The following is a 21,403-nucleotide window of genomic DNA, read 5'->3' as shown; positions in this document are numbered from 1 at the left end:
CGCGATCAGAGCGTTAGTTGATCGTGAATTCACCCGCGGGAGTATAACTGACGTTGGCGTCGACATAGTAGACGTCCTTCAGGTCAGGGCGCATGAACTGGAAGAGGTAATATGCTTCACCACTGCGCGCGCCCGTGGAGCAGATGAAGACGATGGGCTTGTCGTCCGTGCTGAAGACAGCGATCTGGTCTTCCAGTTCGTTCACGGTCATGTTCAGGGCGCTGGGAATGTGTCCGGCGGCGAACTCGGCCGGGGAACGGACGTCGATGAGCTGAATGTTTTCCGGGTTGTCCTTCATCAGCTGGACAAAGAAGTCGTTGTCAATGGTTCCTTCAGCAGAACCGGCCTTCAAGGTGCCTTCCTCGACTGGAGCCTTGGGCGCGGCCGGGGCCGCGGCGGTCATGTGCGGGCCGTCCGCGGTCCAGACCACATAGCCGCGCTCCACCCATTCCGGATCCCCGGCGGGATAGACGGCCAAGTTGGTATAGCCGAGAGCTTCGGCCTTCCAGGCGGATTGGTGGCTCAAGGGGCAATGGGTGCCGCCGCAGTAGAAGATCAGCTTGGTGTTCTTGTCCGCGGGTAGAACCTCGGCGGCCATCCGGTCGAACTGGCTGTCCGGCAGGCTGACCGCGGTGGGGATGTGGCCGACGTCGTAGCGGGGCTGCTTGGGTCGGGAGTCGATGATCATCACGTCGGTCACCGGGGTGGCCGAGAGCACGGCCCGGGCCACGATGGGGCGGACCGTGTCGATTGTGACCAGGGTGTGAAAAGGTTCGGGCACCTGGGCCGGATCCAGCTCGGGCAACGGAGTGCGCACGTCCCGGGCGGTCCAGACCTGGTAGCCGAGCTTGACCCATTCCGGATCCCCGGCGGGATAGACGGCCACGTTGGTGTAGCCCAGGGCCTCGGCCTTCCAGGCGGACTGGTGACTCAGGGGGCAGTGCAAGCCTCCGCAGTAGAACACCAGTAGGGCGTTTTTGTCCGCGGGCAGGACTTCCGCTGCGCGGCTGTCGAACTGACTGTCCGGCAGGCTGACCGCGGTGGGGATGTGGCCGACGTCGTAGCGGGGCTGCTTGGGCCGGGAATCGATGATCATGAAATCCGTGGGCGGTTCGGTGCGCAGCATGGCTTCAAAGACCAGCGGCTTGACGGACGTAATGTCCATGAATGTGTGGTAGGGTTCCGGAACCTGGGTCGGGTCCAGGTCGAACTTCGCGGTTTTGGGGCCGTGGTGCCCGGCGCAACCAGCCAGGAACAGGACCGCCAGGGCGGAGATGATCAGTCGCATGGTAATCGAATATTTTCGCATGTTTTCGCTCCTTGGGTAGATTGTTGTCGCCACGGGCTCATCGTCCGCGGCTTTGCTGATCAGTACGTATTGCCAGGCAGGGACGGTTCGCGAACCGCCCCTACGCAGTATTCACCCTTCCGCCTTCTTTTCGCCCGCAGCCACTTCCTCGTACCACAGTTGATGGTGATGCTTGGCGTAGTGCTCCGGGACGCTTCCGGTGAACATAGACTTGAAGGCTGGCTTTTCCTCCTTGGAGATGGCGGCCATGTAGATGTGCACCAGCATTCCGGCGGTCACCAGTCCCACGACCAGATAGTGGATGGTCCGGGACCAGGCCGCGGGATCAGGGTTATCGAGCATGATTGGGGAGAGGAACATGATCACGCCCGTGACCACGATCACGATCCCACCCAGCACAGTGGCCTGGGCAAAGAGTTTCTGGCCGAAGTTGTAGAAACCCTGGGGCGGCATCTCCGGGGTCATGCCGAAGCGCTGAAAGCTCTTCTTGCCCAAGGTCATCTTCAGGTTCATCTTCATGAACCAGGCCATGTCCCTGGCAGGGTTGACCGTGAAGGCCTCCTTCAGGAAAAGCCACGTATCCCTGGGCTTGAGCAGAACGTAGAGGAGGAACACTCCGGCCCAGATCAGACCCAGGTACTGATGCACGGCCAGCAGGTTTTCGCCTCCGCCGAACAGGGAACGCATCAGGTTCGGCCACCATGCGCCCAGGGGATTGAGCTGATCGTTCTTGATCAGCCCCAGGCCGGTGAGCAGCAGGGAGATCCAGCAGAAGGCGTTAAACCAGTGGATGAAAATGGACAACTTGTCATGGCGGTGAATCAATTTTTCACTCATGGTACACCTTTAGTCCTGCTTGGAGGCTGTCGGTTCTGGATGTTTGGCTTCCGGACCGTGTTCATCGTCCTCAGGGTCCGGTGGATCCGGCGCGAAGGCCTGCTTGGCCCACATCCCGGCCACGCCCAGAGCGGACAGCCCCACCGCGACTTTGACCAGCGGATTGACCAGGGAAGCCATGACCGAATAGGCCTCTGGAAACTCCACGTCTCCGGGCCAGTCCGCGGGTTCCGTGGCCGTGACATAGTACAGGTTGGGCTGGGTATCGATGTTTTTGCTGGTCACCCGCACCGTGGGCTTTTCCCGCAGCAGCCGGGAGACCTCGCTGTCCGGATCGTTCAAATCTCCAAAAACACGGGCCTTGGTCGGACAGGTGTCCACGCAGGCCGGGGGAATGCCACGGGCCAGGCGACCGGCGCTGAAACAGAAGTCGCACTTGTCCGGGACGCGCTTTTCCGGATGACGGTACCGGGCCCCATAGGGACAGGCCCGGACGCAGTTGCCGCAGCCGATGCACAGGGATTCATTGACGTGGACGATCCCGGTTTCCCGGTCCTTGAACGTGGCTCCGCTGGGGCAGGCCGTGACGCAGGTGGGTACGTCGCACTGCATGCACCCGCCGGGCTGAAAATGGGTCCGGGTCAGCTTGCCCAGGGAAAAGTCCGGCGTGGTGTGCTTGATCCAGTTGCGCCAATACCCTTTGGGCACGTTGTTCTGGACCTTGCAGGAGACCATGCAGCCCTTGCAGTCGATACAGACGGAAGAATCCACGACCATGGCGTATTTTTTCATCAGCCCACCTTCCTGCTCACGGTTACAAAGGTCTCATGCATGGCCATGTTTCCGGAGATGTAGTCCACGTGATCTTCCAGGACCTCGGCAATGCTGGCTCCCCGGTTGTGGACCAGGCGCTGGCCGGGGGAGAGCGCCCCGAATCCGGTGGTCATGTACACGGTTTCTTTCTCAATGCCCTCGAAGAATTTCAGGGCCAGTTCCACCCGAGCCGCATCGCTGGTTACAAAGACCCGCTCCCCGTCGCGAAAGCCCATGCCCTCGGCGGTCTTGGGGTGAATCCAAAGGGTGTTTTCCTCTTCGAACTCGATGAGCAGAGCGTTGTTGGTGTTGCTGTGGGTGAAGAAGGCCGTACGGCCTACCACCAGCCGGAGTTTGCCCTCTTCTTGGCGCGGCGGCTTGTAGGTCGGCATGGGGTCCAGCCCCATGTTGGCGTAGCGCTGGTTGTAGAGTTCGATCTTCTGGGCCTGGGTCTTCAAGGGCACGTCGAAGTAGATGCCGTATACCTTGCTCGGGTTGTAGTAGACTCCGTCTTCCCTGATGGCCTGAGCCGCCTCGGGGATGCTGGCCAACTGCCATTCCCGGTACTGGTCGATGGTGAAGTCGAAGGTCTCCGGGAAGCCCAAACGCTTGGACAGTTCCGTACAGATGTAGCGCATGTCCCGGGACTCGTACATCGCCGGAACCACTGCGTCGCGCCAGATGGCGCAGGCGCAGGCCGATGAGCCCTGCAGGGCAGAGACCGGGTCGTTGCGCTCCAGAAAGCTGGGGGAGGGCAGGAGCAGGTCCGAATACCAAGCCGTGTCGCTCATGGCGATGTCCGCGTTGACGATGAAATCCAGATGGTCGAGCATCTCGATGGTCTTGTTCCGGTTGGCCGCGGTCTGCATGAAGTTGGTCTTGAAGGTGAACCAGCCTTTGATGGGATAGGGCTCTTCCTTGATGATCGCGTCGCGCATCAGCTTGAACGAGCCTTCGTGATGGATCAGGCCCGGAGCCATGCCGTGATCGATGCGGTCGTCAGGGTTGTCGTCGTACCAGGGGATATCGAAGTACGGGGCGCGAACGCCCACCTCCCTTGAAGCCAGGATTCCGCCGGGCCGGTCCCAGTTGGCCAGCAGGGCGTTGACAATGGCCATGGAGCGTCGAATCTGGGAAGAGTCCTCGTAGTCCGAGGTCCGCCGGCCGGTGTAGACCATGGCCGTGGGGGCCGCGGCGGCGAGTTCCCGGGCAATGCGCCGGATGTCCTCAGCTGGGATGCCGGTTTCCCCGGCAGCCCATTCCGGAGTGTATTTGCGGACATGTTCGCGCAACTCGTCCAGGCCGAAGAGCATTTCGTCCGCAAACTCCCGGTCATACAGCCCCTCGTGAATGATCACGTGGGCCAGAGCCAGAAAAAAGGCCATGTCCGTGTGCGGACGGATGGGATACCATTCGTCGGCCAGGGCCGCGGTCTTGGTGTAGCGCGGGTCCAGGACGACCATTTTGCAGCCGTTCTTGCGGGCTTCCATTAGGTCGATGGTGTCCGGGGTGATGATGGCTTCGTAGGGGTTGGCCCCGGCGACGATGATGTATTTGGTATAGAGCACGTCGGGGTAGGGGGTCTCGCCGAAGGTGTCCAGGTAGGCCCGATGGTTGCTGAGCAGGCACAGGGTTTCGTGGGAAGTGATGTTGTAGGAGCCGAAGACCTCGGCAAAGCGGATCAGGAACTGGGACTGCATGTCCGATCCCGGGGAGAACATGACTCCGCAGCGGGTATACTTGTCGGCGATGCGCTCGAATTGCTCGGCGATGTGGTCCAGGGCCTGGTCCCAGGAGATGCGCTGCCACTTGCCTTCGCCCCGGGCCCCCTTGCGGAGCAGGGGGTGCTTGAGCCGGTCCGGGTCGTAGATGTGCGCCGTGGCCGCGTTGCCCCGTGCGCAGAGCATGCCCCTGGATTTCAAAAATTTCGGGTTGGGGTCCAGCTTGATCACCCGGCCGTTCTGGACCCTGGCGATCATCCCGCACCGATTGAAACACATATCGCAGGCCGTGTAGTGATCGGAGATCGGCCCGGCCTGGACAGCTGGAGCCGCGGCGTGCCCCGTGGATACCAGACCTTTGAGGGCCGGGACCCCGGTCGCGGCGGTCATGGCCGCCGCGGATGCCCGCAGGAAATTGCGTCGGGAAAGTGTTTTCGTCGTCTCGTCCATGCCAGGCTCCCTCATTCGGACCGGGCCTGGGTTCGGCGAGGTTCGCCGGACCCAGGTCAATCCGGAGTCTATTTTCGGTTCACAAGCCGGAGGATCGGCTTACCATTGGTTTCTTGATTCTTTTGAGGGAAGTAACGGGCTGCTAGCCGCACTTGGCCGGAGTCGGAGAGTCCTGGGCTCCGTCATGCAAGTACTGATAGATGTCCAGGCGATCCTGGTCCTCAAGCTTCTCGCCCCAGTGCTCAACACAGGGCAGATCCTGCCAAGCCTCGAAAACCTCTTTCCATTCGGCCTGGGTCTTGGAGTCCGGGCCAAGGTATTCAGCGGGAACCGCGCCCACCGGGTTTTCCATGTGACAGGGGCGACACTCCTGGCGAAACAGGAACCGGCCTTTCCGGGCGTTACCCGCTTCGGCGGCCACGGAAATGCCGATGTAGGATGCCAGGATCACCGCGACGCCGATGCCCATCAGTGTTTGCTTTCTCATGTCCGTCTCCTTTTAGTTATATGATTTCGGTTAATGACGTTTGTCGTTCGCTTGTTCTTCCCGAATAAGCAGGATGTGTGCCAATCAATGCCGTGTTGCCATAAGCTTTTGAATGGTATATGTTTTATTTTTCGACCTCCTGGTTTTCGCCCTTGCTGGGCAACCCGAGGGGCTTGTTTTGCATTGACAGGTGTTTAATCATGTTCATCATGGTGATGAATAGCCGCAAGGCGAGACATTGTTCTTTTCAGTCTTATGGAAACGGTACACGATCTTGGAGAGATAATGCAACCGGCAAAGCTATTTGAGAAGACCTTTCAGTCTGGAAGCCCAGGGCAGGGCCAAGCCGGACTTTTTCCTCCGTTTGACGCGCACTGGCGGCAGATCCTTGAGGTCATGCAGGAGGGATTGTTGCTGGTGGACGCCAACGGAACCATCAAGATGGCCAACAAAGCCCTGGAAGACATCACCGGCTATTCCCGCGAGGAACTGATCGGCTCCTCCTGCGCGATTTTCAATTGCGACGCCTGCAAGCGCGTTCGCTCCGACGCCCACCATGCCTGGTGCAAGTTGTTTGAAAAGAGAGAGTTTGTCCGCAAAAAATGTCACATCATGCGCAAGGACGGCACGTACGTACACATCCTGAAAACAGCTTCCGTGCTTTATGACGACGACGGGCAGCCCTTCGGGGCCGTGGAAACCTTGACCGACGTTTCCGAGTTGGACCGCAAGGAGCATGAACTCCAGCAGCTTTCCCGGCTGCTGGACGAGCGGACCATTTTTCACGGCATGGTCGGGCGTTCAGCGAAGATGCAGAAAATTTTCCGATTGATCGAAAAGGCCGCCCAGAGCGACGCGCCGGTGTTCATCTGCGGCGAGTCCGGGACGGGCAAGGAACTCGTGGCCAGGGCCATCCACGACCTGGGGCCGCGATCCGAGGAGCCTTTCGTGCAGTTCAACTGCGCGGCCCTGAACGAGTCCTTGTTGGAAAGCGAGCTGTTCGGTCACGTCAAAGGGGCGTTTACCGGAGCGTTCCGGCACCGTCAGGGGCGGTTCGAGGCGGCCAACGGCGGGGATATTTTTCTGGACGAGATCGGCGACCTGCCCATGTCCGTCCAGGTCAAGCTGCTGCGCGTTCTGGAAACCAAGACTTTCGAGCGGGTGGGTGACAACCGGCAGCTCTCCGTGGATGTGCGGATCATCACCGCCACCAACAAATACCTTCCGAAGTTGATTTCCGAAGGCCTGTTCCGCGAGGACCTGTTCTACCGGATCAACGTCGTTCCCATTCGTCTGCCTTCGCTGCGCGAGCGCCGGGACGACATCCCGTTGCTGGCGGATTTTTTCATTCAGCGACTGCGGGCCAAAAGCGAAAAAAATATCAAGGGGCTGAGCCCCATGACCCTGGGCATGTTCATGAGTTATTCCTGGCCCGGCAACGTCCGCGAACTGAAAAGCGCCCTGGAGTACGCCTTTGTGCTGGCCGACCACGGGCAGATCGAGCCGGAGCACCTGCCCGTGGACATCCAGGTGCCGGTCCCCACCAAGGGCCCGACGGAATCCGTCGTCTCGGCCTCCTGTCCCGCGGAAAACGATCAGAAGACGCAACTGGTGGAGGCCTTGCGCCGTGCGGGCGGCAACAAGTCCGAGGCCGCGCGTATCCTGGGCATCAACCGGGTCACCGTGTTCAACCGGATGCGCAAGTACGGGATCGACATGAAAACCGTGATCCAGGTGTAGCCATGGACCTGAACTTGTCTTTGACCCTGGCTCCCGTCGGCGTGGTACGTTCGTCGCTCAAACGTCTGGAAGACTGCCCCAAGCAGGGCCAGGAAAACGGCCCCACAGCCCGGATAGAGGTCGACGCCGCGTTTCGAGGGGCTTTGGATGGCCTGGCTCCTGGCGCGGAGATCCTGGTGTTCACCTGGATGCATCTGGCCGAACGGGACCGCCTGACCGCCAGAGCCCGGGGCAATCCGGACAACCCCTTGCAAGGCGTCTTCGCCCTGCGCTCGCCCCATCGCCCCAATCCCATCGGCCTGCACCAGGTCCGGATCGTCGGACTGGATGCGGAACAGGGGAGTCTGGACGTCTTTCCCTTGGAAGCCGTGGAGGGCACCCCGGTTGTGGACATCAAGCCGGTCCTGTCCAAGGGGCGAGGAGAGGGGACGCCCTACGGCCTGCCCTGGGGACCGCGGATCAGCGCCCGGGAGGCCGGGATGATCCGCGAAACCGGGAACCGGGCTTGGCAGCGCGGGTTGATGGCCGGGCTCAACGGGAACATCAGTCTGCGCCAGGGTGATGCCATGATCATCACGGTTTCCGGGAGCGCCAAGGGACGGCTGCGCCCCGGCGATCTGGCCCTGGTCGATCTGGCTTCCGGAGCGTCCGCCGGACCGGGGCGGCCCTCCACCGAGGCGGCCCTGCACCGGGCCGTATATGCGTCCCAGTCCAAGACCCAGGCGATATTGCATGTGCATCCGCCCCATTTGCTGGCCCTGAGCCTGGCCAAACCCGGAGGCGACCTGCTGGAGTCGACGCTTTTCGAGGCGGATGTCTGGTCCCGGAAGATGATCCGCCTGCCCGCGCTGCAACCCGGATGCGAGGCCCTGGCCAAACAGGTGGGCCGGGCGGCCATGGCCTATCCGGCCCTGTTCATGGAGCGGCATGGCCTGGTCTGCTGGGGCCGGGACCTGGATGAAGCCCTGGCCCTGGCCGAGGAACTGGAAAGCCTGGCCCGGATCGATATGATGCATCGGTGCATGGCGGACGGAAGTTGACTTCCCAGGCCGGAATCGCGAACATCAAAATCCGTTTGTCCGAACATTCAAGCTCAAAGGAGTCCACCATGAAAGCCCTTGTCGTCTACTATTCGATGTACGGACACATTCACACCCTGGCCGAGGCCATGGCCCAGGGAGTCGGACAGGTGACCGGCGCGACGGTTGAACTGCGTCGGGTTCCGGAAACGCTCTCCGAAGAGGTGCTTGCCAAGATGGGCGCTTTGGACGCCCAAAAGAAACTCTCGACGGTCCCGGTCTGCACCGTGGACGAGCTGGCCGAAGCCGATGCGATCATCTTCGGCACCCCGACCCGGTTTGGGAATATGTGCGGCCAGATGCGCCAGTTCCTGGACGCCACCGGCGGGCTCTGGGCCGGAGGCAAGCTGATCGGCAAAACCGGCAGCGTGTTCACCAGCTCCGCCACCCAGCACGGCGGCCAGGAATCCACCATCCTGACCTTCATCCCCTTCCTGATGCACCAGGGCATGGTGGTGGTCGGCCTGCCCTATTCCTTTCAGGGCCAGATGCGCATGGATGAAATCACCGGCGGTTCCCCCTACGGTATCTCCACCATCGCCGGCGGTCAGGGCGAACGCATGCCCAGCGAAAACGAACTGGAAGGTGCGCGCTTCCAAGGACGCCATGTCGCTGAAATCGCGACGAAACTGTCCAAGCCGTAATCCATTGGTCAACGGCCCGGAAAAAAATCTTTCAACCCACTTGACATCCGCGGCCATTTGAATAGATTCCGTCTCTTCGCACGGGGCTGTAGCTCAGCTGGGAGAGCGCTTGAATGGCATTCAAGAGGTCAGCGGTTCGATCCCGCTCAGCTCCACCAAGAAAATCAAGGGGTTAGATCAACACGATCTAACCCCTTTTTTGTTTGGTCAACCTCTTGGTCAACCTCCCATTTTTTTGGTTTCCCTTGTCATACCAGCTCATTCAAGCTGGGTAATCGCTCTATTGCTCGTTTCTTGGCATCTGCCATTACATGCCCATACTGGTCCAGTGTCATCTTGGTTGATGCGTGTCCTATGTGTTGGGATACAGCTCCGGTTCGCAGCCTTGGTAGCGATATCCCAATCAATATGGTCGTCTATGTGGCACAGGATGCCTGGCTTGGACGTGACTGGCTCATGTTCGCCCACAATGCCCTGGAGAATGGCGGCAAAAGCCTGTTTGCCTTTTAATGATGGCAAATGGCACGGCAAGATCGCTTCCTTCGGCATGGTCCGCTCACAGTGGGTTAAAATCTCAATGGGGGGTGTTATTTTCGTCCTGGATATGCTTCCCATGCGGCAGAGAAGGGACTGACCGTGATTGCCGCATGCCAGAACGCCCACGTTTGTGACCCGTATTGCCTTCTTGTTGATATTGATCCGGAAAAGGATTATGGAAGATCGGATTATAAGGATGAAGTCTTATTCAAAAAAGAGCCGCAGACGGTTTCGCAGGTCTGACAACCTTGGAATTGGTGAAGATACACCTTCCCGCTTTAATAATCTGAATTCACTGCTGCGCCGCGGATGAGGAATGGAAACCAGCAGGTCGCAAGGACGCAAGCACCTTTTGCCGGGGAAGCAGCATTTTCTGTCCGTGGAAACCACCCATGAAATACGTTTTCTTCATTTTTTTGGCTCTTGTTTTCTCCTTGACATTTGCCATCTTCCTGGCCGCCCATCCTGCTCACGCATTGAGTTCAATTGATGTCAATAATGAGCATTCGGTTTTCCACGAACAATCAGGTTTCGTGGCAGTCATCTCTATTTCCCAAACCATTGATGACTATGAAATAGACGCTCTAGAGTTACAGCCCGGAAGCCTTCCAAGAAAAAAAGTTTCCACCCAGCTTGGGCCTCCCTCCTCGTCCGAGATACCTTCAAGGCAAGCTGGGCCTGTACTTGTAATTTCCAATGCCAAAGGGGAAGTGCTGTTTAGTGAACCCTTAATTTTTCCCGCTTATCAAACCATCCCTCCGTTGCCCCCTGGCCACCCACCCGACAACTCACCATCGATAATTAAGCCAGAGCGCATACAGACCGTCGTTGTTGCACCTTACTTTGAAAAAGCAACCCAAGTTTCCATCATTCTTGGCGATATAGATACTCCTGTAAAGTCCAGGAGCCTGGCCCCATTACACCAGCAATACGAAAAAAGCACACCTCGTCTCTTTCAAAACAGCAACACTTTCCCAAGCCCTACTGGATTCAATATTCTGATTCTTTCTAGTGGTTTTTCTGACAGCCAAATGAACCAATTTACCTCTCGGGCACGCGAAGTAAAAAATCTGATACTTTCAATCCAACCTTTTTCTAGTCTGAAGTCGAATATTAATGTACATATTCATCAACAGAAGTCTGATCTTGGCTGCGCTCCTGGATGTCATAGCATTGACAGACTGCTATGCTGTGATACACACTTAGTGATGAATGCAGCTATATTTTCAGGATATTATCATGACGAAATCATCGTCATACATAACACTAATATATATTCAGGTGGAGGATACAGGGAGTATGGAACGGATTACATCTATAATAGCGCGATAAGCTATGCGACAACATATAATGGGCCACTCACAGCAAAGGTAGCACTTCATGAATTTGGGCACTCTTTTGGGAATCTTTGCGATGAATATGTCTATAATACTGAAGGTTACATTTACTCGAGCTGCGTTAACTGTATTTCAGCATGCATTGAATGGATAGCTGTTAGCAGTTACTGCAATAGAGGATGTGACGCACGGCGAGATTATTTTCGTCCAGAGAACAGCATCATGTTGTCATTAGATTATTCTTTTTTTAACAAGCCATCCATAGAAGCGGAATATTTTCCTCACGGCTTAAGAAAAAGATTAATGCATTTCACTGAAACAATCCCTGTACCTAAAGTTTCCTTTCCTGGCGTACTGATGCTTCTTTTGGATGAATAGAAAAGTTAGACAACTCAACTTTCGGGGTTGCTGTCTTTCAATCAACCATCTACAATCTTTGATATAATTTCTGGTTCAAGCCGAAGAACAGCGATAGCTGTCCCGAATACTGCGGTTATCATGGCGAAGTATATCTGCTCTGTGTATTGTCCTGCGCTGCGCAGCTTGTATACTGCAAGCTCAAGTATACGCTTCAGGGCGGCTATGAAGTCCAGGTCTCTCACTTCCACGCAACAAGCTTTGAACAATGAGCCAAAACCCGTCGAAGCGGCCATTTTCTTATGCCCATTCCGCGGAAATATGTGGAAACTACCTGCGTTTACCTAATTAAACACGGCAAGTCGTAGACCGCAGGTCAGCATCGCGCTGATCCGCGGTCTGACGTATCAACAAAGCTGCAAAGCATGCTCCTCAACAAACCAGAAAAGTAAACTACTACTTGATTTTTTTGGCCCGTACAAAATAGCTGTCCCCAACCGTATCCGAGGTAAAGGGGGGCTTCATTTCAGGACTGGCACTTTCCGGAGTCCTGACCGTCAGGATAAAAACCCTGGCCAGGCCTTTTGCCCGGTCCTCAGGCTTTTGAACCGCCAATAGCACTGGCAGTCCATACATGACAGGCCTTCCGGTCAGATCCCGTTCCTGGACTGACCACTCTCCGGTAATAACAGTTCCCAGCACCTGGTAATTATGATCCGGATTCTGCCCCCAGGTTTGTTTGAAATAATCAAGGGCGCCCTGACGATCGGATATATTGCCCTGGCATGCAGGCCACTCACGACGATCAATGGCCTGCTCAAATTGTTTCAGATCACTTGCCAGCACAGCATCAATGTCTCCCATGCCGGGTTCTTGAGGAGCATATTTTTTCTGGTAGGAAACAAGCTTTCCTATTTCTTCATGTCTTTCCAGACGATAAAAATCATGCCTTCTGGGCAGCATTTCCAGCTCCAGGTCAATGGCGGACTTCAGCCCCTGGGCCAGTCTTGCAGGAACCTGATCCATGGAGTCCATGGCCCTTTTCAGATTTTCCCAGGCCCGGCCATGAGCCATGTCACCTGTGGACTGGTCAACTTGCTGGCGGGTGTCACCGTACTTGCTCTCAAAATCGACGAGCATCTTTTCAATCCGACCCTTATCCGCGGAATACTTTTCAAAAAGGTTGAATGCCTCAATTATCTTTTCCACTGCGTGTTCATAACTGAGATTGTTTACGGGAGAAAAATACTGTGCATCATACTCCTGATAGATGGTCCGCAACGCATCTGCGTCCTGTTCAGCACTCTTTGTTCCGGCCAGGCGCTGCTCAGCCTGTGACCTGACCTCAGACATTTCCTGTCCGGCCCACTGCACAACACTTTTGATCTTTTCTCTGCGTTCCCCGATATCAGGATGATCTGAGGCCCCATCACCATCTGCTGCAGCCTGCACCTGTTCAAACAGTACCGGAAGATTATCCAGCTTGCTCTGAATATCTGCCAGGATGGTATCTAAACGATCCAGGTTGTGGCCCTGCTTGAGCCTGCTCAACCTGTCTTTATCAGAGGTTTCAATGGAACCGATGGCCCGGTCAAGGTCACGAACCGCCTGGCGGGTGTTCCGGGGAAGATCAGCCGGCCGGTCAATACTGCTGGGAGGACTTGCCTGAACCTCAGCTTCAACGCTCTTCTTTTCTGTCTCCGGCCCGGACCACCTTCGGCTCAGATCAGCGCGTTGCCTGTTCAGCCTTTGCTCCAGGGATCTGACAGGTACATTGTCCGGATCTTGCTGTTTAATTTTGTTGATCATTTCTTCGATACTGCCCAGCATGCTGTCAGTATCTTCAAACTTTCCGGAAAAGAACAGACCTTCAGCCCTGCGCAGATCATTGCTGACCTGTCTTTCCATTGCCTTGACATCTCCAGCCGGCAGCTCCAGTATCCATACAAACAGGACAGCCACCAACACCGTCAGATATACAACAAGTTTGCTATTCATCTGTTTTTACTCCTGTTTAAGAATATTACATGCCAGGAATGTTGACCAGGCATATTTTTATATCCATTAACCCGTCCCAACACCGTTAAAATCTTTTGCTTTCCTGTAACATGGCAGCACAATCAATCACCATCATTCATCATCCAGAAGCAGCATCATAACTCCGGGCAAACTTATGATCTTGCGAAAATGGGCTGTCAGGTTGCGATTGGACGTCAGGTAAAAACTGTATGTGGCCCCGGCGCCTTCCACGACCTGGCCGCCATCAGTCCAGTGGCTGAAGACAAAACCCGGATCAGGCGAGGCAGTCAGGGTGACCCATGCATTGTGCACAAATGTTCCGCCTCCGCTTACAGTGCCGCCTTGTCCTGGAGCAGCAACCGAAACCCTGTGCTGGCTGGTATTCTGGGTATAGTTGACGTGTTCAATGTTTTCACCGGAGGTGATATTGAAGATCTCGTTTGTTTTGCTGTTCCACCCGGCAACCCTGCTGAACTGAACTGTATGTGTGCCCAAGGGCACATTATACTCTATAGCTCCGCTGCTTCTCCAATCAGTCGTACCTGCCCTGCGCCACTTGGCCTGGGCCGGAACAATGTTCACCTGCAGGTTTCCCTGTCCGGAAAAATACCGCACAGACTCCAGCATGGATCCAGATCCGTTGTATCTGCCAGTGGAGAAATGCCCCCTGGCCCGGACCCAGACACCTTCTCCCAGGTTCAGACTAAGTCCGTCCAGTTGCCAGCTGCCCTGATCCAGATTGTAAAAGCCTGGTCCAAGTGCGGTATAATTCTGGCCGTCAACGGACTGCTCAAAGCTGACCCTGTGGAACTCAGGAGCAGGACCGCTGCGATCCCAGGAAACAACAGTTCCGGAGCTGTTCACTGACAGTTCCTGAAATGCAGCCTCCGTTGCGGTGGATTGAATCATCCTGCCAATGCAACTGCGTTCCTCGTTTTGCAGTTGTGTGAAATGGCCTCCTACCAGCACCTTTCCATCCGCCTGCAAAGCCAGAGCATTTACATTGGCTCCCTCTGGCCCCCCGGTCCCATGCACACCATCGGCACCAGCGGGAAAGGCCTTGTCTAGGCTGCCACTGGGATGCAAACGGACGATCCTGTTAGTTGTTTGTGAGCCCGTACCAACGCTTATGCTGGTAAAGTTACCACCTGCCCAGATTTTGCCGTCAGTCTGCAGGGCCAGGGTCCTGACATCGGCATTCATGCCGGGGGTTGAAACAATTCCGGTCATGAATCCTGAATCAAGGCTGCCATCCGGATTGAGCCGGGCGATGCGCCGCTGGCTTGTAAATGGGGCAACTGTAGTAAAAGCCCCTCCAATGACAATCTTGCCGTCCGGCTGCAGGGCCAGTGCATACACGCCATCGTTCAAGTCTGGCGGGTTGAAGTCTGTATCCACTGTCTTGTCCGGATTAAGCCGGACAATATATTTATAGTTTGGATTTCCATTGAATGTAGTAAAATTGCCTGCCACAATGACTTTTCCGTCCGGCTGCAGGGCCAGGGAAAAGACACTGAGGTTGGGTCCATTGCTGCCTGTAAATTGGAAATGGTTGTCCAGAAATCCGTTTTCATCCAGTCGGATGAGCCGGTTGCGCGGGAACCTCTCACTATTGGGAGCGGTTATTTCGGTGAAGACGCCGGCCACCAGAATCTTGCCGTCCGGCTGGACAGCGAGAGCCCGGACAGCACCGTTGGTGTCCCAGTCCATGAATCCCGAATCATTGGTGCCGTCAGGTTTCCACCTGGAGATGGAATCTTGTTTCCCTACTATAATCCCGTTATCAGGCTGGACTGCGTAGGCAAATATGCTCTGGTTCGAACCTGGATCAAATGCGTCATCCAGGAATCCATTCGGCTTCAGCCCGGCAGCCCTTCTTCTTTGCACACCACTCCCATAGCCCTCATCAACATAGTAAAACACATCAAAATCCCCACCCAAAAGAACGCTGCTGTCAGGCTGAAGTGCAAGGGCATTTATCCGAAGCCACCCTGACAAGGAATCTTGCACCGCTGCCAGCATGTCCAGTTCCTGTCCACCGTCAGGATACAGGCGGACAATGTTGTTTGAAGGAAGCCACTGGGGGTCAAGTTCAGGGTTTGGATTGTAGCCATCAACCTCTCTAAATCTGCCCACAACAACAAGTTTTCCGTCCGGCTGAACTGCAAGGTCATGAATTCTCATTGCACCAGAAAAATGGAAATCCGGACTTATGAATTGATCATCAATGCTGCCGTCCGGATTTAATCGAACCATGGCTCGTGGCTCATCATTACCCACTCTGATGCCTCTTCCCGCAACAAAGATCCTGCCATCAGGCTGCAGGGCCAGTCCAGTGAGTCGAAGATGATCACTTGAAACCGAATAAATACTGGCAGCAAAGTTCTCATCCAGGCTTCCGTCAGGATTCAATCTGACAACATGGTGTTCGTTAGGGTTAGGAAAAGCACTGCGCCTGTAAGAAATGACAATTTTACCGTCAGGTTGCAAAACTACAGCATAAGCATTGAAAACTGCGGTCGGGCTTCCGGGGTCAGGGATAAAACCCTGGTCCAGACTGCCATCAGGATGCAGACGTGCTATTCTTGTCCTGTCCTGACCATCAACTTCAGAAAAAACTCCAACAATCACTATCTTTCCATCAGGCTGCAGCGCCAGACCATAGATAATATTATTAATATGTGCTGGCACAAAGTCTTCATCCAGGCTGCCATCAGGATGCAGACGTGCTATTTTTGTCTTGTCCTGCCCATCAACTTCAGTAAAGCCTCCAGCGATCACAATCTTTCCATCAGACTGCAGCGCCAGACCATAGATAGAATCATTAATAACGACCGGCACAAAGCCTTCATCCAGGCTGCCATCAGGATGCAGACGTGCTATGTGACTCCTGTCCTGCCCATCAACTTCAGTAAAGTCTCCAGCTATCACTATCTTTCCATCAGACTGCAGCGCCAGACCATAGATAATATCATCAATATCTCCTGGCACAAAGTCTTCATCTAAGCTGCCATCAGGATGCAGACGCGCTATGTGACTCCTGTTCTGTCCATCAACTTCAGTAAAGTTTCCAGCGATCACTATCTTTCCATCAGGCTGCAGAACCACAGAGTTAATTCTTGTATATTGCGTTGATCCTGATACAAAAGCATCAAATCCGTCACTGGGAGAGTGGGCCTGGAGCGGCCCGGACAAAGCAAGGAATAAAATCGTGCAGGCCAGGATCATCTTCCAGACCAGCCCGCCTCCATGCAATATTTTACCAGACTTATTCATGCAGCACTCCCTGTTTCTCCTGGTCAAAAGATTGGCCTCCTGGCAACGTCCTTGTCAAAAGAAAAGCATATTTTGGATATTTTGTTATCTTATTCCAAGTGCAACACATTCAAAAATAATATGTCAACCCCCCCTATTCAGGGGGGTGTCTGGATATAGCATGTGCTGACAGCTTCACACGGATGAGCTGAGACAAGCACTCTTGCGATTCTAGCGACAAGCGAGAGCGGGCGTGAGAAAAAAATGATTCCGGAGATTGACAACGCGATTTTAAAAAAGGAATTTGTCCCGAAGCGAAATTTGGTCTGTGGAATTGGTTGCTGGTCTCAGAGACCCAGCCACTACCCAAAACACGTCAGGCGCATAATGGGTAAATAGTGTCCTTTTGCCCTTGCCCTGTCAGCTGATAGTTGTTGAAAGGAGAACAAAGTATTATGCCTTGTCCCAACACCGTTCCTTACAGGGGAAACGTCACCCGCGAGAGCAGGCAGCGGCTGCTCCAGCAGAAAAGCATGGTCCTGTGGTTCACGGGCTTGTCCGGTTCCGGCAAGTCTACCATTGCCCATGCAGTTGAAGAACGGCTGCATGCCATGGGACGGCTGACCTATGTGTTTGACGGAGACAATGTCCGCCAAGGCTTGTGTAGTGATTTGAGCTTTTCGCCCGAGGGCCGGGCTGAAAATCTTCGCCGCATCTCCGAGATGGTCAAGCTCTTTCTGGATGCCGGACTGGTCTGCCTGACCGCGTTCATCTCGCCCCTGCGTGCAGACCGGGAACGTTGCAAACAACTCATCGACTGCGGCCGGTTTTATGAAGTTTACGTCAAATGCCCTCTTGAAGTCTGCGAGCAGCGCGACGTCAAGGGTTTGTATGAACTGGCCAGACAGGGCAAAATCAAGAACTACACAGGGGTGTCTGCTCCTTACGAAGAGCCGGAGAATCCGGACTTGGTACTGGCCAGCGACAGGAACAGCCTGGAAGAATGTGTGGAGGCCGCCGTGGATTTCGTTTTGAATAAGCTACAAGAGCGGCAATCGTGAATATCATCAGCAAAATTGCCAAGCTTACCCTGTGTCCGCCTCAAAGGGCAATTAATCAAGGGAGCAGCCGGAACGACTGCTCCCAAAGCCCAGGGGGCCGTCAAAGTCAGGTGCTGACACCGATCATTCTCAAGGCATGCTTTTCCAGTCGTGCGCAATGCCGCGGGGCAGGGGGGGAAATGTTAACCCAGGACAGTTCCGTCCATCTGTGAATGAGTCCAGGCTCCATCTTAAACGCGTCTCATTTTTGTCTGGACAAAGGGGGCCACTTCACCCCATGGTAGAGGTGGGAAGGCATGGTCCAGACTTTTTTCAAAACAACAGGATTGTGTATTATGAAGCATATCGCGTGGATTTTTATTTTTTTTCTATGTTGTGGCGCAAATGGGTATGCACAGGTCAACCCAAAGGACGCAGGGGTTGGCGTTGTTCCTTTTACGCAGTGGCAAAAAGACTACTGCGCGGACAATGATCCGAATACCATTCTGTCCATAGGCGACAGCATCACTTCCGGCGAAAGCGTTTCGATGCAATACAGGTACCCTTTTCTTTTACAGGCCTTGACCGGGATGCAGGTGGTGAACCAAGCCCAAAGCGGTAGCAGGAGCACCTACGGCGTGTACTATCTGCCCACCTACTTGGTGTGGCACAAGCCGAGGGTGGTCACGATATTGTATGGGGTCAACGATATCGGTGAGCGTTCCGTCAGCGACATTGCGAACAATCTCAGAATAATGGTCATCCTTGCCAAGAACAACAATTCCTTCCCCGTCCTGGCGACGTTGACCCCCATTTTTGCGCCGCGGGACTGGAAGGCCGAGTCTGTCATGGAGCTAAACAGAATGATTCGGGACATTGTCCGCCAAGAAGGGATTCTGCTGGCGGATCTTGATCAGGCCTTCAACTGGGACAGCCGGTATTTTCCGAACGGATTGCATCCCAACGAGGCGGGCATGCAGATCATCGCGAACGTATTCAGTCGAGCCATCCAGAGGATTCCTTCCTGTCAAGCCGGGTCTCTGCTGGTTTCCGCCGAACCAGGTGGCGCACGGAACATGGGAGCCCAATGGCGGCGCGTCGGTACAGAGACATGGCGGGAAAGCGGCGTCAAGGAAAACGACATTCTTGTCGGGACATATGCAGTGGAATTCAAGGACGTTCAAGGCTGGACCACGCCGGCCGAGGTGCTCGTGCAGATCGTCAATGGTCAGATGACGTCCGTGACGGGTGTCTACCGGATAAAAAGTCTGCCCGGCGTGATGATGCTCCTTTTAGACGAGGAATGATATTCAGAGCGAGAGAAGAAGCGAAAAATGCCTCCTTGACACTTTATGCCCAGTGGCAACGCGCTCTATCACCTGGGGTTTTTTTGCTTTTGCTGGAGGAGTGGGGAATCGTTGCCCAGAGTGAATGACTTCCGTGGTCCTCTGTGCCGCCAATGCCCAGCCGGGTTCACCCTCATGGAGACCCTGGTGGCGGTGATTATCACCTCGCTCACGGTCACGGTGTTCTTTCAACTGCTTTCCGGGAGCATGAACCTGGAGCGCAAGGGACGGGATCTGGTTCAGGAACTGATCCTGGCGGACCGGGCCTTCGAGGAACTGCAACGGCTGGACGTGCGCGACCCGGATTTCCCTTGGGAAGGTGAAGCTCACGGCCTGACTTGGCGTTTGGAAATTCATCCCGTGGACATCGCAAGCCCCACGATCGAGGAGGACGAGCTCGCCCTGCGGCTGCCCCAGGAGCTGTACCTTTACGTGTTTCATTACGGCCGAAAGGGCGATCCAGGCAGGACCATCCAGCGCCATATCGCCCACGCACCTGACTTTTTCGACGACCGTTTCCGTTCCGTCCACATTTCTGCCTCCCCGCCGGCAGACGGCGCGTAGCCTCCCGGCAGGGAGGGGTGTGACCACGATGGACATGAAACATACGCCATTAAACCCGCCTGACTGCATTGCACGACACATGCCCGCCAAACCATCAGCCATCAGCCAACAACCATCAACCGCCCCGTCCCCTTGTCACGGCTTCACCCTGTTGGAACTGATCATTGCCTTGACCATCACGGCCATGGTCGTTGTGGTGATCTATGCGTCTTTTGCCCTGGGCGTGCGCGTCTGGGAACGGCAGGGCTCGGACACCGAGGAGGTCCGGCGGGAGGAGGCCATGCTGCGCCTGCTGGAAAGGGATTTCGCGGGCATGGCGCCGTATACCACGCTTTGGGAGGGCGCTTCCCTCGCCTTTTTCGCCGGGGGGGCGAAGACGTTGTTTTATGTCACTCGCAACGGCTTCGGCGCCCTGCGCCGCCAGGACAAGGCCTTGTTTTTCGTCTGCTTGTTCGTGGATCAGGGACTCAAGGACCCCGAGCAGATGGGGGTGTATCTTTACAAGGTCCCTGAGCCGCAGCCCGGGTTGTTGCGGGAAGTGCGCCGTTTTCAAGCATCCAGCGAGGCCGCGCGGGCCGTGTATCTCCCGCCGGAGGCTTTGCGGCACCAGGCGGTGCGCATTGCGGAAGGCTTCGATGTCCTGGATTTTTCCTTTGCCGCGGACACGGTCGACCCTTTTGCCGGGCCGCCCGGGGATCGCCCAGGAACACAAGCCCTGCGAGAGCCGGAAAATGCGCTTGAGCTTGAGGCATGGGTGAGCAAAGAATGGCCGCAGCAGGTCCAGATGTTGTTTAGTCGGGAAGGTGACGAACCGCTCCGGCTGCTGCTCGTGCCGGGCCGGGGCGCTCTGTAGGAGTTTGGGTCCATTAAAGGGGGGATGTCATCTTCGGCAGTCGTAAAAAGCAACGATCAACCATCAGCGATCAACCATCAACCGCCCAAAACGGCTTCATCCTCATCGCCGTGCTCTGGGTGGCCATGCTTCTGTCCGTGTTCGCCCTGAACTACGCCACCACCTCGAGATTGGGCGCTGAGCGGAGCATGACCAACGAGCGCTTGATCACGGAATCCCACGTGTTGCGCTCCGCGTTGACCAAGGCCGAGCACGGCCTGCTCAAGTATCTGGCCAACCAGGAACTACTGTTGCAGATCGCCGAATCCGCTCCCGAGGAGCAGGCCCATGAAGCTCAAGAACATCTTTTCCATCCCCGTCATGAACCGTATGAATTGGTTGTGGATGGAGTTGAGGTCGAGGTGAGGGTTGTCTCCGAGGCGGGCAAATGGAACGTGAACAGCATTGACCTTCACATGCTGGAGAAAGTGCTGACTGCTTGCGGCCTGGAGTACGGCACACAGACAACACGCGTGGCGAACTCCATTCTGGACTGGATCGACGAGGATGATCTGCGGCGTATCGAAGGTGCTGAAACACCATATTACATGGCCTTGGAGCACCCTTACCCGGCCAAGAACGGTCCTTTGGAAAGCATCGAAGAACTGCTGCTGATCCGGGGTGTGGACCGCCCTTTGTTTCAGGGCACTGATGAGACGCCCGGTTTGATTGATTTTTTGACTGTTTCGGGGCAAGGTCCAACACTTGATATCAATAGCGCTTCTCCTCGGTCCCTGGCCCTTGTTCCGGACATCCGGCAGGAGACTATTGATTCCATCGTTGCACAACGCAGCACCAAACCCATCAAGAACATGCCCGACATCGCTCCACATGTGGAATACAGAGATTATCAGCAATTAACGCAGTATTTCGATGTGTTGCCGATATCTCGTGTCACTCTTGAAGCCCGGGTCGTTGACTTCGTCTCAGGCCTTCCCGGGCGGTCCCTGCGCAGCGAACTGGACTTGTAGCCATA

General features: G+C 55.6%; 16 protein-coding genes and 1 tRNA gene. 10 read left to right on the top strand and 7 right to left on the bottom strand.

Features of this window, described 5'->3' with window-relative positions; genetic code table 11:
- Positions 1-13 precede the first annotated feature (13 nt).
- The 5 genes from C6366_RS11610 to C6366_RS11590 all read right to left on the bottom strand — a co-directional run bounded on the left by C6366_RS11610 (position 14) and on the right by C6366_RS11590 (position 5,617).
- Entirely contained in the window at positions 14-1,309 is a 1,296-nt protein-coding gene (locus tag C6366_RS11610; RefSeq protein WP_107738113.1) for a rhodanese-like domain-containing protein, read from the bottom strand.
- A gap of 111 nt (positions 1,310-1,420) precedes the next feature.
- Positions 1,421-2,146 (bottom strand): formate dehydrogenase subunit gamma, encoded by a 726-nt coding sequence (locus tag C6366_RS11605; protein WP_107738112.1) that lies wholly within the window; start codon positions 2,144-2,146, stop codon positions 1,421-1,423.
- A 9-nt stretch (positions 2,147-2,155) separates the two neighbouring features.
- Entirely contained in the window at positions 2,156-2,938 is a 783-nt protein-coding gene (locus C6366_RS11600; protein WP_107738111.1) for a 4Fe-4S dicluster domain-containing protein, read from the bottom strand.
- Positions 2,938-5,130 (bottom strand): molybdopterin-dependent oxidoreductase, encoded by a 2,193-nt coding sequence (locus C6366_RS11595; protein WP_107738110.1) that lies wholly within the window; start codon positions 5,128-5,130, stop codon positions 2,938-2,940. Before C6366_RS11595 ends, C6366_RS11600 begins: the two co-directional genes overlap by 1 nt.
- A gap of 142 nt (positions 5,131-5,272) precedes the next feature.
- The gene (locus C6366_RS11590) at positions 5,273-5,617 is read right to left on the bottom strand and encodes a cytochrome C (protein ID WP_107738109.1); all 345 of its coding nucleotides are present in this window, start codon (positions 5,615-5,617) and stop codon (positions 5,273-5,275) included.
- 285 nt (positions 5,618-5,902) lie between these two features.
- On the opposite strand from C6366_RS11590, the gene C6366_RS11585 reads away from it, so the two are divergent.
- From C6366_RS11585 to C6366_RS11565, 5 genes are all read left to right on the top strand, one after another.
- Positions 5,903-7,357: a sigma-54-dependent Fis family transcriptional regulator gene (locus tag C6366_RS11585; protein WP_107738108.1), complete on the top strand. Its 1,455-nt coding sequence runs from the start codon at positions 5,903-5,905 to the stop codon at positions 7,355-7,357.
- Positions 7,358-7,359: 2 nt separating this feature from the next.
- Positions 7,360-8,397 carry a tRNA (N6-threonylcarbamoyladenosine(37)-N6)-methyltransferase TrmO gene (tsaA, locus tag C6366_RS11580; protein WP_233248478.1) on the top strand — a complete coding sequence of 346 codons (1,038 nt, stop codon included), beginning with the start codon at positions 7,360-7,362 and terminating at the stop codon, positions 8,395-8,397.
- A gap of 68 nt (positions 8,398-8,465) precedes the next feature.
- Complete coding sequence (gene wrbA / locus C6366_RS11575; RefSeq protein WP_107738145.1) at positions 8,466-9,080, top strand: NAD(P)H:quinone oxidoreductase; 615 nt, start codon at positions 8,466-8,468, stop codon at positions 9,078-9,080.
- Between the two features lie 82 nt (positions 9,081-9,162).
- Positions 9,163-9,238: transfer RNA gene (locus C6366_RS11570), tRNA-Ala, on the top strand.
- 771 nt (positions 9,239-10,009) lie between these two features.
- The gene (locus C6366_RS11565) at positions 10,010-11,332 is read left to right on the top strand and encodes a M64 family metallopeptidase (RefSeq protein ID WP_107738107.1); all 1,323 of its coding nucleotides are present in this window, start codon (positions 10,010-10,012) and stop codon (positions 11,330-11,332) included.
- A gap of 435 nt (positions 11,333-11,767) precedes the next feature.
- Here the strand turns inward: C6366_RS11565 and C6366_RS11555 are convergent, their stop codons facing one another.
- Positions 11,768-13,309, bottom strand: coding sequence for a hypothetical protein (locus C6366_RS11555; protein ID WP_107738105.1), 1,542 nt, complete (start codon positions 13,307-13,309; stop codon positions 11,768-11,770).
- A gap of 132 nt (positions 13,310-13,441) precedes the next feature.
- Positions 13,442-16,606, bottom strand: coding sequence for a hypothetical protein (locus C6366_RS11550; RefSeq protein ID WP_107738104.1), 3,165 nt, complete (start codon positions 16,604-16,606; stop codon positions 13,442-13,444).
- A gap of 434 nt (positions 16,607-17,040) precedes the next feature.
- Between C6366_RS11550 and cysC the strand changes: the two genes are divergently transcribed.
- The 5 genes from cysC to C6366_RS11525 all read left to right on the top strand — a co-directional run bounded on the left by cysC (position 17,041) and on the right by C6366_RS11525 (position 21,398).
- Positions 17,041-17,646, top strand: a complete 606-nt coding sequence (gene cysC / locus C6366_RS11545; protein ID WP_107738103.1) for an adenylyl-sulfate kinase — start codon at positions 17,041-17,043, stop codon at positions 17,644-17,646.
- Between the two features lie 296 nt (positions 17,647-17,942).
- Positions 17,943-18,932, top strand: a complete 990-nt coding sequence (locus C6366_RS11540; protein ID WP_107738102.1) for a GDSL-type esterase/lipase family protein — start codon at positions 17,943-17,945, stop codon at positions 18,930-18,932.
- 111 nt (positions 18,933-19,043) lie between these two features.
- The gene (locus C6366_RS11535; RefSeq protein ID WP_146164839.1) at positions 19,044-19,535 is read left to right on the top strand and encodes a type II secretion system protein J; all 492 of its coding nucleotides are present in this window, start codon (positions 19,044-19,046) and stop codon (positions 19,533-19,535) included.
- Positions 19,536-19,614: 79 nt separating this feature from the next.
- Positions 19,615-20,388, top strand: coding sequence for a type II secretion system protein J (locus C6366_RS11530; protein WP_158269754.1), 774 nt, complete (start codon positions 19,615-19,617; stop codon positions 20,386-20,388).
- 125 nt (positions 20,389-20,513) lie between these two features.
- A complete protein-coding gene (locus C6366_RS11525) occupies positions 20,514-21,398 on the top strand; it encodes a general secretion pathway protein GspK (protein ID WP_233248480.1) in 885 nt (294 codons plus the stop codon).
- Positions 21,399-21,403 lie beyond the last annotated feature (5 nt).

It is taken from the genome of Desulfonatronum sp. SC1, from assembly GCF_003046795.1.
Lineage (GTDB): Bacteria > Desulfobacterota > Desulfovibrionia > Desulfovibrionales > Desulfonatronaceae > Desulfonatronum.
The sequence above is the reverse complement of the archived record's forward strand: the minus strand, read 5'-3'. Positions and strand labels throughout refer to the sequence as shown.